A 12,733-nucleotide genomic window follows, 5' to 3' on the forward strand; every position below is an offset into this window, starting at 1 on the left:
GTCAAGTCGTCTCCAAGCACTACGAGTCTCACGGTGAGTACCCTCACGAGTCGAGGTTGCCCTCAAAAGCTATGGGTACCTGAGACCGAGGAACCTCCTTGTTCACTGAACCCCTGAGGTAGCTACGAAGGAACCCTTGAGTATCCGAAGCCTCACTACCCTTCACCAACTGGGATTTGTCACGCGAGTTTGCTTCGAAACCTGACGCGACGGCAGGTGGCATCCGAAACTTCAGCGTCGCGTTAGGCGGAAGTGTCTGGCTGCTTCCAGATGTTCGGGTTGACAAATCCCAGTCTCACCAGTCATCTTTGGCATGGCTCGGGGCAACGTGAAAGAGGCTGCAGAGCTGCGAGGCGCAGTCTCACGCACTGTCGAAGCGTTGATGAAGGCCTCCGAGGAAATAGGAGACACACGAGCGTGGTCTCTAGGTATTGACCCCTAGCAGTTGAGGCCATCCCGTGCTGTCGTTGCGACGAAGCAGTCTGGGAGAACCGGGCAAAGGGAAACAGGTGCACAATGGGCTGACGGTCAACCACCAAGGCTTCCGAAAGCGCGGTGGTCTCATAGGACCGGCTGTCCCTCGCGAGTGGGCCCGTGTTTTGGGTGTCCAGCAAGGGAGGGACCAAAGACCTCAACCGCACCGCGGCCACAGTGGTCGGTCATTTCCATTCACTGACAACAGTCTCTGATCAGCTCCTTGCTGGTGGGTCGACTGGTGGCTGCGCCGCACCAAGTCGACGCCGAAGGACCAATGCGGTTCGAGCCGGCCATCTTCGCCGAATACGACCAGCCCGTCCCGCTGGGCGGAGTCAACCCGCCCAGTCCGTACGACCCTACCGACGCCGTATACGCCGCAGCATGGGACCTGTGCGCCAACGGCGGCCAGAACGGCGCCAACCGCCGAGCCGCAGTGTTCGACTACAACCACTCCGGCAGCTACGTTACCGAAGTCCTCGGCCTCGCCCAGGCTCAGACCGTCGCCGTCGGCACCGCCGGAGGCGACGCCGTCGATTGGGCGCTCGCTCAGGTCGGCACCCCCTACGTGTGGGGCGACGAGACCCCCGGCGTCGGCTTCGACTGCTCCGGCCACGCCCAAGCCTCCTACAAAGTCGCCGGCATCACCCTGCCCCGCGTCGCCCAAGACCAATACGACGCCGGTCCGCACCTGCCCGCGGGGACGCCGCTCGAAGCGGGGACCTCGTGTTCTTCGGCGGCGGGCCGTGGACGGCCCCCTGTTTGCGGTCCACCTCGTATGTGAGCCGACACTTTCCATTCTATCCTTTGGTGGTCATGCGGCCGCGGGCGCGGAGTAGTTTGCGGCATAGAAGTTCCGGTGTTTTGACGACTGGGTGAGAATTGTCCTCTGGTCGCTCAAGCGGAGCGCGAGGAACTCCTCGGGACTCAGGTATCCAAGGGAGCTGTGTGCCCGCGTGGCGTTGTAAGTCTCTCGGTAGTGCTGTGTGAGGAACCGAGCCTCGGTGACCGAGGTGAAGAGCTCGCCGTTCAAGAGTTCATCTCTTATCCTTGAGTTGAGTGACTCACACTTGCCATTCTGCCAAGGGCTTCCGGGGTCGATAAAGTACAGGGTGACCCCCATCTCTCTTGCCCAGGAAGCCAAGGCATGAGAGATAAACTCAGGTCCGTTGTCCATCCTGATGTAGGCGGGTACTCCGTGTTCGGCAACGATCCCGTCGAGGGCTGCGATGACACCCTTTGCATCGATGGAGCGGTCGACAAGGCTCGCTACGTACTCCCTCGAGTACTCATCGATGACGTTGAGGAGCTTCAGGACCTTACCGTCCACGGTTGTGTCGAACTGGAAGGCAAAAGCCCAGGTGATGTTTGGCCTTATGGGGTGATGGGCTCCCATCTTTACCCCGTAGCCTGCTCTTTTGTTCTTGCGCTTTCGCATGGGGACCTTAAGACCCGCTTCCCTCCAAAGGCGATGGACCCTTTTGAGGTTCACCCTGTACCCAGCTGCGAGGACCGCTCGATGGGCCTTGCGGTACCCCTGACGGGGGTTAGCAAGTGCAAAGGAACGCAAGAGCTTGGTGATCTCGGCATCGAGGGTGCTCCCGCGTTCCCTGGGACTTGATCTCTGGGTTGAACGGGGCTGGCCGGTCACTTGACAGGCTCTCCTCTCTCAAGACCTGCGAACTGTTGGCGTAACACCTTGACAGCGCCACGCCTGCGCATCCGCAGTGAGAAGTTTCCCGCGAGCCTTCATCCTTGAGTATGGCTTTGTCAAGGCTGAGTTCGGCCACCATGATCTTTAGCTTGCGGTTCTTGAGCCTCGAGTTCCTTGAGACGCTTCATGTCGGGACCTAACATGGGGCCATAAGTGTTCTTCCAGCGGTGCCAGGTGGTCTCGGCGATCCCGAAGGTTCGAGCGACCTCGCCAACGGTTTTGCCCTCGTTCAACATGCGATCGCCTTCTGCCAGTTTTGCGATCACCTGTTCGGGGGTGTGCCTTCTACCTTTCATGTGATTTTCCTCGCATCTCTCTTCTGGTCGGATTTCTCACTTTAGAGGTGGATCATTTTTGGGGGGGCCTACCAGCCGACCGACGTTTCCCACGTCGGCTTCTACGTCGGCACCCAAAACGGCCAGACCGTCATAGTCGATGCCCCCTACACCGGCGTAGACGTCAGAGCCGAACCCTTCCCCAACACCATCGGTGCGTCCTTCGGCAGCGACATCTACGTCGGTGCCACCCGGTCCAGGGCCCTATAACAGCGACCGTGCCCTGTCTAAGATGCACCTCAACGCGTTGCCCGGGCTGGCCGCGCCAGTCGCAAGGGCGAAGCGGCTTATTCGTTGCTGCTTCGGCCGGGTGATAACAGCGCGTCGGCAGCACGTTTGAGCAGTTGTCGGAAAACTTGTTCGCGATACCCTACGAGAAAGGCGATCAGATCGAATGCCGCTCTACTGGTTGGGCTGCTGCTCGCGACGTTGGTTCCCGTGGCCCGAATGACGACGATGAATACGAGAAAGCCAACGCTACCCACGACAGCTCCCAGAAAGGGCCGGGCGATGTGCCAATGTTCGTAGCTTTTGTCCCAGTCCTTGGCATTGCGGAAGATTCCAGTAAGGCTGATGGTAACTCCGCCGAGAGCACCCCACCATGGAACAGCAAGAGGAACTGCTCCCACCGGATCAGGTAAGAAATGATGAAAGCCTGGCACATGGATGTAGATCAGACCGAGAGATACGAGAATCCCCAGGTAAGAGAGCTCTAGTCCAAACAGCCAGTTGGGTGGCCGATTAGGCGCGGAGTCGTCTTCCCCATTCGATTGGACTGGGATAACTTCGCCTATCGGGGCGGGCTCGCTATTGGTTCCCTCATCGGCCGTATCAGACATCTACTGGCGTACCCCATATCTCAGATAGTGAGCGCAGAAGGCCGGCCGGTAGGTTGCGCCCCCATAGGACTGCAAGTTTGAACGGATCGGCACTCAATCTTTCAAACACAAGAAGGCACTCTGGCTGCGACAAAAGAGGGTTGCGGTCATCTTCTGCGTAATCGGAGAATATCTGTTCTAGTTTGTCGCGATTATGCTCTATGAAAGGTTCCAATACGGACCCATAGTTACTGGCCTGCTCGGGTTCGAAAAGAGGCAGCAACACAGCGATGATCTGCTTTGACAGATCAGTGTCCGTATGCCGAGCAACGAAGGTATAGAATTGTTGTTCTAGCGTAATCAGCATGTGCGCCTCCTCGTAGCCGGGTAGCTGAAGGATTTCATCGCGGCCCCGTTCCACCTCACCGTCGAACAGCTCCAAGAGGGCCATAAGGCGGTAGATAGCCCGGGTTATATCGGTCGGCGCCTCTTGGGTAGGCTTGTAAAGCAGTTCATGTGACACAGTGGCCCAGAGATTCTGAGCTTGAGTGTGTATCTGGATTTCGCAGATCAGGGCGTCATTTTCAACTCCGGAGTCTTGTTGCAGGGACACCTCGAAGTGGACACCGAGGTAACGTAACGTGTCGGGCGGAAGGGATTGTCGTTTGTCCTCACAGTGATGGACGACAAATAGTTCTCGGACGATCGTTTCAATTTCCTGTACCTGTGAGTGGAATATCGTGATAACCCGCACGCCAGCCTTGTCTCGAATATCATTCCACGGTGATTCATAATCTTTTCGTAGTGCCTTCTTGAGAAAGCTTGCCATATCCTTTGCGCGACCATCTATCTCACATGGGACCCCCCGTTTACGGGTCGCATCGCGTAGCTGCTGAGCTACGGAGTCAGCTAGGGTCTGATACCCAGGCCGGGCTGCCCGGTACTGCTGGCGCAACGACTCAAGTTCAGAGACAACCATTTCAGTTCCGCCCATTCATCCGTTTCAGTCGGTCCGTGATCTCGACCGTGGTTTGGCCATTAGTAGAGTCGGTTACTATTTTGACCTGTTCGCCAATGTTTTCGGGCGAGGCTAGGACAGAGACACCACTTTCAAACGCGATCTGAATACGTCGTAGGCGGCTCCGAACTAGATGATTGTCTTTGTCGAATTCCGTCGAGGGAAGTCGTGCTTCCTCAATTCGGTCCATGAAGGGCTTACGGTCATCGACGTCTAAGTTGTTATTGGCAAAGGCCCGGATAGATACTTTGTCTCGGGTGCCGTTAAGTTCTGCCAGCAGCGCAACTTGATACCGTGTCTTGGTTTCGGGGTCTGCGATCTCGTCGTTGATGAAGCTCTCGGTGGTATCGAAGAACCGCTTGGTAGTGATCTCTGGTTGCTCTCGAAGGCGGCAACCGAGGAACTGTTCAAGGAAAAAATGGGCGACGGTCCCGCCGTATCCTCGCTGGGTATCGCAGACCGAGCCTTCGATGGAGTCGCGATCGTCCCCCGTCTGGACGAACAGGCCGACCTTGAAGACCTTCGTCCGCTCGGTCAGCATGAGGTCATGGAGGTGCTGAACGCTGAGCGTGCGACCGCCCTCAGTGTCGGCAAGCTCCACGCGGGCGCCCTCCTCTTTTTCTAGCTTCAAAACAGCAAGACCGCCTTGGTCGCCGATGGTGACCTCGCATACCGTCAACAGCCCTTCGGGGCTGTTGCCTTTCTGGCAGAGGTACAGATGACGGGCCATCTCCTGGGACATCGCCACGAACCCGTTCTTCCTTGAAGTCAGGTTGTCGAGGATCAGGCGCGGTACCGGCGAGGTGGTCGAGCCATCGAGTTCGACGTCGTAGGCGGCGGAACCGAGACTGCTGGCAATCCGTTCCTTGAAGAAATTGCGCACGTCCTGGGTCAGCGGACTCTCGACCTCGCTCAGGACCGGCTCTCCACTTGCTCCGGTGGCCAGGTGGTACGGCACCTCGTGAACAATCACCGTCTTCACTCGTAGTCGCCCGAGATCCCGAGCCACAGTCGCCTCCGTTCCTCATATCTCCTGGACGTGACATTCTAGGCGCGGGGTGTGACGGCCGTGTATTACCACTCAGAGTGAAGGGCCCCGTATAGGGTTAGAAGCGCACTCAAAGGGCAGGTAAAGCAAGGATGAAACCGGCTATCAGCGCTGGTGCCAAGGGCAGCATCCGGGGTCTGGAGGGTCGGTGTACCGCTACGACCAGAGCGGCCAGCAGCCAGGCGACAATCGTTCCGATCATCATGTCGGGCCACCCGAGCCACCCGAGGCCGAGCAGTCCGCCGAAGCGTACGCCGCCGAGGCCGAGCTGACCGGGGAAGCCGAGGGCCAGGACTACGTAGAAGCCGGACACGGACCCCGCAGCGAGGACTGGGCGGATTCAACTAGACAGCACAACGATCTCGGCAAGTTTCTCCCTTGGCATCTGTTAGCCGAGGGTCTTTCTCGGTCCTCCGTTAAGGCCCCTTTGGATCTTTCGTAAGTCACTGGCCGAGTACAGATTCAGGTCGGCTCCTTTGCAAAGATACTGGCGTAGGGGGCCAAGGTGTTTTCGTTTGTGCCTCATTGCCAAGGGGAGTGAGGGTCACAGAAGTACACCGGGATCCCTGTTGCGAGGGAGAACTGGCGGGCAAGCTCTGATCCTTCGCCCCAGGTGATGGATCGCATGAGCTCTCGGGGCATGGTTTTGATGGCTCGCTGCATGGCAATCTCGACCACTTTGGCGCTGTGGCCGTTTGGCAGATAGAGCAGCAAGAGGAACCGACTGGTACGCTCAACGAGGGTGCCAACGGCGCTCTTCCCCCCTTTGCCAATGATGAGATCACCCTCCCAGTGGCGAGCTACCGCCCCCTCTTGTACCTCTGGTGGACGCTCAGAGATCATCACCATGTCAGCGATCGGGCCGCCTCGCTTCGGTGACCCCCTCGGTTTCCTGTGGGTTCGTTGTGACCTCAAACAACGCGTGAGCTCTCGCCTGAGTTCACCTCGTCCCTGCACGTACTTATAGATGGTCTCGTGACTCACCCTCATCACCTCGTTGTCTTTAGAACTCCATGCGGAGTCGATTGGCAATCTCTTGCCGTGACCAGAGCTCTCTCAACCATGATGTCACCTGAGATGCAAGAGCCGGGTTGGCGAGCTTTGAGACCTTTTTGCGCTTGGTCTTTTCCTGTGCTCTCAAGTGAGCAGGAAAGATCCGGTAGCAGTCCCTTCCCCCGTTGGCAAGCACCTCTCTCGTGACGGTGAAGGGAGATCTACCGAGAGATCTTGCATCCGAGGAAAGTGAAGACCCCTCCAGCGCCGAGGCGCAGAGCTCGCCGCGAACCCCGGCTACCCTGACAACCTTCTGCTTGCGCAGAGCAACGCCCGGGTAACCAGGTCACCGAAGAAACCTTCCACCGGGTCTGCCAGACCTTGGGCACGACCTGCAAGCCAAGGAGGCAACGCCTCGTACTGCACAACTGACTTTTTCCTGCTGGTAGGGTGGCGTCATGACGAAGAGCGGTCCCCGAGTGATCGGGATGCTGGGCGGGATGAGCTGGGAGTCCAGCGCGCATTACTACCGGCTCGCCAACGAGCTCGTGCGCGAGCGACTGGGCGGACTTCACTCGGCGAAAGTGCTTCTCGCGTCGGTAGACTTCGCTGACATCGAGCAACTGCAAGCCGACGGCCGGTGGGACGAGGCCGGCGAACTGCTCGCCGCGACCGCCAAGAACCTGGAAGCAGGTGGCGCAGAGTTACTGGTGATTTGCACCAATACGATGCATAAGGTCGCCGACCAGGTGCAGGCTGCGGTCGGTATCCCCCTGCTGCACCTGGCAGACAACACTGCGCAAGCCATCACGCAGGCCGGCTTGGTCACTGTGGGCCTGCTGGGCACTGCTTTCACCATGGAACAGGACTTCTACAGAGATCGACTAGCCATCCACGGCTTGACGGTGCTCGTGCCGCCGGCCTCGGATCGGGCTGAGGTGCACCGCATCATCTTCGAGGAGCTGTGTCTTGGCGTGCTGCGCGAGGAGTCACGGCAGATCTACCGCGACGTCATCACGCGCCTCGTGGACGCAGGTGTCGAGGGGGTCGTGCTTGGCTGCACCGAGATCGAGTTGCTCATCGACGCGACGGACAGCCCAGTTCCGGTCTTTCCGACCACTCGACTTCACGTCGAGGCAGCTGTCGACGCTTCCCTGGCTCCTGCGGACTGAATCGGCGGAAAACTCGATGTCTAGGCAGGTGGCGCCCACCGGGTCGAACATCACCCATCCGCACACTATCACCCCAACGCAGTTTGAGTGGTTGTCGAACTGGGCGATCCCCCGCGATTGGTGCGTGGCAGGGGGACACGGATATCGTCAAGATGGGCGCATTGATAAGTGAGCCTGCACGAGCGTTGGTGTTCGTCGCGCTGGCGTCCGGCTGGAGCAGATTTCGTATTCAAAGGGCTGCCAGAGCCGCCCGAGCACCTGGGTGCACCGCTTTCTCAAATGGCGATCGTCCAGCGCCGCCCAACTCCAGCGGCCGACGCGCCAGCCGAGGGCTACCTCACAGGCTCGATGGGTTCATCGTAACGAGAAGCTTTTGATGTGGCGATCCAGCCAGGCGCTCCCAGGTACCGGACACGTTGTCAAGGGCAGTGACCTCTGAGTTAAGCGAGAGTCTGCCTGTTCTGGAGTATTCGAGAAGGTCCTCGATGCCCGAACTTTGCTCTTCGTCTGAGAGCGCATAGTTCGTATAGCCGATCAGCGTCAAGCTCTTCGAACGAAGAAGATCTGAGGTCAGCTCCATGCTGGTAGAAACAGAGTCCCCAAGGTTGACGAGGCGAGCCCGCAAGGCAGCGGCCATGATCGCGGCTCTAGCGGGGCTGCCCCACAGAGGGTCAACGATGACGTCTACCTGTCCCTCCGCCGCGTCTTTGATCGCCGTGGCGATTGCCTCGTCTTCCCGTCCGTCCAATGTGACGAATTCATCAGGACCGTAGGGGGCGAGGTCGGTCGTCAGGTTTAGAAGTCGAGCGTTGTCCCTGGCAGCGGCGACCACCCGGCTTGCCCCGAGAATTTTAGCGAGCTGGATCGAAAGACGTCCCACCATCCCGGTCGCCCCGAGGATGAGTACCCTCTCTCCAGCTTGCAAACGCGCAGCCCGTAGGCTTCCCCAGGCTGCGAGCCCCGCTACCCCTATGCCAGCCGCGAACGCGTCTTCCACGCCATCAGGGACGACCACCAGGCTCTCCTCTAAGACGGCCACCAGTTCGGCAAGAGCACCTGGGCGCGAGGCGCTGAAGCGCACCCTGGTTCCAGGCGTAAGGCGCTCGGATGTTAGAACTCTTCCCATACCCTCGCTTCCCGGCACGTAGGGAAGCGAGGGAACGTTCCCGAAGAAGCTGCCCGAGGCAATCTTGATGTCCACAGGGTTCAAGCTGCCGAGCCGCACAGCTACTAGAGCCTCTCCGCACGCCGCGACAGGCTCTTCTACCTCACCAAGTATCGGAAGTGACCCGAAGCGCTCCACCATTGCTGCTCTCATTGATTCCTCGCTTGCACTTGTTCTCCTTACTTCGGAACTCTCTCCAATGGACATGACCTCTATGAGCGTTGCGCTCTCTCGCGTGCGGCGTCGGGCAGTCCCCGGGTGGACCATCCGACCAAGATTTCCACTAAGGCCAACGCTACCAGAACCAAAACCGTGGCATGGAGGACTCCGAGTACTTTGGCGTTCGAGTCACTTAGATACAAGCTTCCCACGGTGGCTACGCCTACGACTAGTGAAGTCTGCTGCATTGTGTTAAGCACCCCACTCCCCACACCGGCCAGGTGTAGTGGAACCTCCGAGAGCATGATGCGAAAGAGCGGTGTTAGTATCATACCCTGCCCGATGCCGATGGCTAGCGACGCTGCGCACAACGGGACGACCGCCGGATGCGGCCAGCCAGCAGTGAGTACCACCGCCAGAAGCGCGAAGCCGAATACGAGGAACATCGCGCCAATCGTGAGCATCCATGTCCCGATCCTGGCTAGCAACCGAGGCATGGCCAGCGAGGCCGCCAGGTAACCGCAGGCTAATGGCACCATGGTCAGCCCGGTGCGCAGAGCGCTCCAGCCAGCGCCGTCTTGCAGGCATAGAGCGTAGACAAACATGAAACCACCGAAGCTGATAAAGAATAGGGTTCCCGTGACCGTTCCCCTCCAGAAGCTGCGCACGCTAATCACCGAGAGCGGTACTACGGGGACTCCCCCACCTGCCTCGACTCGGCGCTCGACCAGGATGAATAGTACGGCAAGGATTGGCGACAGACACAACAGAAATATCGTCCAAAGTGGCCATCCGAGGCTGCGACCCTCCGTGAGTGGAATGAGGAAGGCAAGCAATGTGGCTCCGAGTACGGACGTACCGGCGCCATCGACAGGGGTGGGAGCGTTAGAACGGGTGGCGGGGATGTTGCGCGAAAGCAAAACTCCGAGGATCCCGACGGGCACGTTGAGCAAGAAGATGGGACGCCATCCGGTGCCGGCGATGTTAGCCGACACAAGCAGGCCACCGAGTAGTTGACCGGCTACGGTGGCGAGACCTCCGGCGACACCATAGTAGCCGAGCGCTCTGGCCCTGGACGGGCCGTCAGCGGCTGTGTGGATGGTGGAGAGGACCTGGGGAAGCATCATAGCTGCGGCGGCGCCTTCGGCTGCTCGGGCGAGCACCAACACCAACACGTTCGGTGCCAAACCGCAGACCAGCGATGTGACAGTGAAGGCGCCCATCCCGAGTACAAATAGTCGTCGCCGCCCGATGGCATCACCAACGCGAGCCCCGACGACGAGCAGTACGGCATAGGCGGTGCCATAGCCAGCCACAACTAATTGAAGCATCCCCGGCGATGCGTGCAGATCGTGATCGATGGTCGGAAGCGCCACGTTGACAATGAAGAAGTCGGTGAGCGGAAGAAAGAGGCCGAGCAGGAGAATAACCAGTCCGAGGGGGCGGAGCTCCGAAGAGGAGCAATCTTGAGTCATGTTCCCCAGCTTAAGGTCACCGCGAGAGGGGTAGCAGTGCGAAGTTATCCTGGTATCGGGACCACCTGGTACCACCAAGACGAGAAGACTATTCTGGTACTAGTGGTAGTCCTTTCCTCTGACCCTGCTCCTGGCGCAACGCTGCTCGCGCCATCGTCGGCGACTCTCGATGATGTGGCTCGACGCCGTGAGCTCGGTACCTTCTTGCGTTCTCGTCGCCAGCGACTCACCCCGGAGGCCGTCGGCCTCCCCAACGTTGGCCGTCGCCGCACCCCGGGACTGCGCCGCGAGGAGGTAGCCACATTGGCGGGTGTCGGCGTCACCTGGTACACGTGGCTGGAGCAGGGTCGTGACATCCGAGCCTCCAACTCTGTCCTCGACGCCGTCGGGCGCACCCTGCGCATGGATCCCGTCGAGCGGCGACACCTCTTCTTTCTGGCTGGCTCGAACCCGCCACCCGGGCCAGGCGACTGCCCGGTGATCACCCCGGCGATTCGCTCCGTCATGCACCAGTTGTCCCCGCTGCCAGCGTGCGTGCTCAACAGCCACTTCGACATCCTTGCATACAATGAGTCCTACGGTCGGCTGGTCGACGACCTCGACGCCATACCGGTTGAGGACCATAACACACTCCTGCTCTCGCTCACCCACCCCGCATGGCGCCGTTCGTTGGTGGAATGGGAGGACAGTGTCAGTCGCTGCATCGGTCAATTGCGAGGTGCCGTGGCCGAACACGCTTGCGAACCGTCCTGGTCCGCTCTCGTGGAGCGTCTCTCTGCGTCGTCGCCAGACTTCGTTTCTTACTGGGAACACCATGAGGTGCATTCTGTCGACAATCTGATCAGGTCGATCCTCAACGACCGAGTGGGCCTCTTGCGCCTGGCCTACACCAGTTTCTTCCTCACGCCCGGGACCGGAACCCGGCTCGTCACCTACACCCCGGTCGACGACGACACTTCGGCCCGCCTGGCCGAGCTCGTTCCTGCCTCACGATGACGGACACTAGGTGAGTTGTGCTCGCAAGGCCGCAATATCTCCCAGCACCCAAGCGCTTGTCAGACGATCGGCATCTGCGCGAAAGAAGGCGGCTCCGGCGTACGCGAATTTCTTGCCAGTTGCCCCGATGCCGAGGAGAGGTCCGCTGTGGGTCCCGCGGTACAGCATCCGCGCCGCACCGTTCTCCTGATCACAAACGAGGGTGACGACCTCATTGTAAAAGTCGAATGATCCTGCGTGGATGATATCGCGATAGCCTCGCCACTCATCTCGTGTGTGCGTCACCTGACCGAGAGAACCTCGGAACTCAAAGTTCGGAGTCAACAGCCGATCTACGAGCGCGTCATTCCACTCGTTCCAGAGCTCGGAATAAAAGAGCTCAATGAGTCCTCTTGTTTCCACGAAATTAACCTCCCATTCAGTCTCTCTACCGGGCAACGACGGACGTGCACAATCCATCTGCTGGTTTCAACGCCGGGACACGTCCGCGAGCGTTTGCCACCGGCGTTCAAGAAGGGTGCTGTACGGTCGCGCTACTCGCTATCGGCCTTTTCGATGACAAGTATCCGCGCCGGACCCATGGGGTGGGCGACGTGTTCGTCGCCCTCTTCCACAAGGCAGATCATTCCGGGAGTGAGGCGTTTGAGACTTTCCTGGCCCTCTTCGCGGAAGTGCATCTCCACCTCTCCGTCAAGGACAACGAATGCTTCAGGGCCGTCGTTGACGTGCCAGCGGTAGGGCGCGTCGGTCCAGTGAAGACGCACGGTCGCGTTCTTTAGCCCCAAGAGATCGAGCGCATCCCAGGGGTGAGCCCAATACCTTCAACTTAAGGTTAGGTGATTGCAGTCAGTGGTAGCATCACCAGTGTTAGGGGTCCTCTCGGGAGAGGGCGTCTAGCCGGATCTGCGGGTCGGTTCGAATAACGAAGAGTCCGCTTGGCGTGGCGAGGATTTGACCTTCCGCGACGTTCTCTATTTTGTGTACAGCGATGAGTGTAAGAGCTGCACCTATGCATTGATCAATTGTTTTGTGAGGGGGGAAAGCGGCCGGGTCTCCAACCGGGCCGCGTACTGTGTCAAGAGCTGCGATAAATGAGATTCGTAACGGGTCCTGTTTTGTCATCTCAGCAGCTGCGCAGATCAGCTCCCGAATCGCATGGTAGGCGCACAATAGTGCCCAGAGTTCTTGTTGTGCCCCGTCTGGGGTCTTGGAGCGAAGCACCACCCCATCGCCTTTGAGTTGAGACTTGAAGGCTCCAAAAGCACTTTCTATCTCCCAACGACTCTGATAGAGCTCGGCAAGTTCATTGCTGGGAGCCACTTCAGGGTCAAGCAAGGTAGTAGCCAGGGTGAAGGTCTCAGTGGCG

13 protein-coding genes and 1 pseudogene are annotated in these 12,733 nt (G+C 59.2%); 3 read left to right on the forward strand and 11 right to left on the reverse strand.

The window, feature by feature from the left end; all coding sequences use genetic code 11:
- The first annotated feature begins 751 nt into the window (after positions 1–751).
- Positions 752–1,258 (forward strand): C40 family peptidase, encoded by a 507-nt coding sequence (locus M7439_RS13070; protein WP_374045750.1) that lies wholly within the window; start codon positions 752–754, stop codon positions 1,256–1,258.
- Between the two features lie 129 nt (positions 1,259–1,387).
- Here the strand turns inward: M7439_RS13070 and M7439_RS08215 are convergent.
- The 6 genes and pseudogenes from M7439_RS08215 to M7439_RS08240 all read right to left on the reverse strand — a co-directional run.
- Positions 1,388–2,484: pseudogene (locus M7439_RS08215) on the reverse strand (IS3 family transposase); the annotation flags it as partial.
- Between the two features lie 326 nt (positions 2,485–2,810).
- Positions 2,811–3,362: a hypothetical protein gene (locus M7439_RS08220; RefSeq protein WP_298384506.1), complete on the reverse strand. Its 552-nt coding sequence runs from the start codon at positions 3,360–3,362 to the stop codon at positions 2,811–2,813.
- Entirely contained in the window at positions 3,355–4,335 is a 981-nt protein-coding gene (locus M7439_RS08225; protein ID WP_308464456.1) for a RelA/SpoT domain-containing protein, read from the reverse strand. The genes M7439_RS08220 and M7439_RS08225 overlap by 8 nt, the downstream gene beginning before the upstream one ends.
- On the reverse strand, positions 4,322–5,368 hold the full coding sequence (locus M7439_RS08230; protein ID WP_298384503.1) for a nucleoid-associated protein: 1,047 nt from the start codon (positions 5,366–5,368) through the stop codon (positions 4,322–4,324). Before M7439_RS08230 ends, M7439_RS08225 begins: the two co-directional genes overlap by 14 nt.
- A gap of 109 nt (positions 5,369–5,477) precedes the next feature.
- Complete coding sequence (locus M7439_RS08235) at positions 5,478–5,720, reverse strand: hypothetical protein (RefSeq protein ID WP_298384500.1); 243 nt, start codon at positions 5,718–5,720, stop codon at positions 5,478–5,480.
- Positions 5,721–5,929: 209 nt separating this feature from the next.
- On the reverse strand, positions 5,930–6,397 hold the full coding sequence (locus M7439_RS08240) for an IS30 family transposase (protein WP_298384497.1): 468 nt from the start codon (positions 6,395–6,397) through the stop codon (positions 5,930–5,932).
- A 461-nt stretch (positions 6,398–6,858) separates the two neighbouring features.
- On the opposite strand from M7439_RS08240, the gene M7439_RS08245 reads away from it, so the two are divergent.
- The gene (locus tag M7439_RS08245) at positions 6,859–7,572 is read left to right on the forward strand and encodes an aspartate/glutamate racemase family protein (RefSeq protein ID WP_298384494.1); all 714 of its coding nucleotides are present in this window, start codon (positions 6,859–6,861) and stop codon (positions 7,570–7,572) included.
- 337 nt (positions 7,573–7,909) lie between these two features.
- Here M7439_RS08245 and M7439_RS08250 read toward each other — a convergent pair whose 3' ends face one another.
- Together M7439_RS08250 and M7439_RS08255 are read right to left on the reverse strand one after the other, a co-directional pair.
- Entirely contained in the window at positions 7,910–8,890 is a 981-nt protein-coding gene (locus M7439_RS08250) for a zinc-binding alcohol dehydrogenase family protein (protein WP_298384492.1), read from the reverse strand.
- Between the two features lie 59 nt (positions 8,891–8,949).
- Complete coding sequence (locus M7439_RS08255; RefSeq protein WP_298384489.1) at positions 8,950–10,371, reverse strand: MFS transporter; 1,422 nt, start codon at positions 10,369–10,371, stop codon at positions 8,950–8,952.
- Between M7439_RS08255 and M7439_RS08260 the strand changes: the two genes are divergently transcribed.
- The gene (locus M7439_RS08260) at positions 10,363–11,367 is read left to right on the forward strand and encodes a helix-turn-helix transcriptional regulator (RefSeq protein ID WP_298384486.1); all 1,005 of its coding nucleotides are present in this window, start codon (positions 10,363–10,365) and stop codon (positions 11,365–11,367) included. The genes M7439_RS08255 and M7439_RS08260 overlap by 9 nt on opposite strands.
- A 6-nt stretch (positions 11,368–11,373) precedes the next feature.
- Here M7439_RS08260 and M7439_RS08265 read toward each other — a convergent pair whose 3' ends face one another.
- The 3 genes from M7439_RS08265 to M7439_RS08275 all read right to left on the reverse strand — a co-directional run.
- Positions 11,374–11,769 carry an ester cyclase gene (locus tag M7439_RS08265; RefSeq protein ID WP_298384484.1) on the reverse strand — a complete coding sequence of 132 codons (396 nt, stop codon included), beginning with the start codon at positions 11,767–11,769 and terminating at the stop codon, positions 11,374–11,376.
- Between the two features lie 131 nt (positions 11,770–11,900).
- Positions 11,901–12,152: a hypothetical protein gene (locus M7439_RS08270; protein ID WP_298384481.1), complete on the reverse strand. Its 252-nt coding sequence runs from the start codon at positions 12,150–12,152 to the stop codon at positions 11,901–11,903.
- Between the two features lie 82 nt (positions 12,153–12,234).
- Positions 12,235–12,733 (reverse strand): transposase (locus tag M7439_RS08275; RefSeq protein WP_308464457.1); only part of this gene is annotated, 499 nt, incomplete at its 5' end.

Source organism: Ferrimicrobium sp. (assembly GCF_027319265.1).
Classification (GTDB): domain Bacteria; phylum Actinomycetota; class Acidimicrobiia; order Acidimicrobiales; family Acidimicrobiaceae; genus Ferrimicrobium.

Bases quoted from the DNA above. Each gene is read 5' to 3' on its own strand.
- M7439_RS13070 (WP_374045750.1), top strand. From the start codon at position 752: ATGCGGTTCGAGCCGGCCATCTTCGCCGAATACGACCAGCCCGTCCCG.
- M7439_RS08220 (WP_298384506.1), bottom strand. From the start codon at position 3,362: ATGTCTGATACGGCCGATGAGGGAACCAATAGCGAGCCCGCCCCGATA.
- M7439_RS08225 (WP_308464456.1), bottom strand. From the start codon at position 4,335: ATGGGCGGAACTGAAATGGTTGTCTCTGAACTTGAGTCGTTGCGCCAG.
- M7439_RS08240 (WP_298384497.1), bottom strand. From the start codon at position 6,397: ATGAGGGTGAGTCACGAGACCATCTATAAGTACGTGCAGGGACGAGGT.
- M7439_RS08245 (WP_298384494.1), top strand. From the start codon at position 6,859: ATGACGAAGAGCGGTCCCCGAGTGATCGGGATGCTGGGCGGGATGAGC.
- M7439_RS08250 (WP_298384492.1), bottom strand. From the start codon at position 8,890: ATGAGAGCAGCAATGGTGGAGCGCTTCGGGTCACTTCCGATACTTGGT.
- M7439_RS08255 (WP_298384489.1), bottom strand. From the start codon at position 10,371: ATGACTCAAGATTGCTCCTCTTCGGAGCTCCGCCCCCTCGGACTGGTT.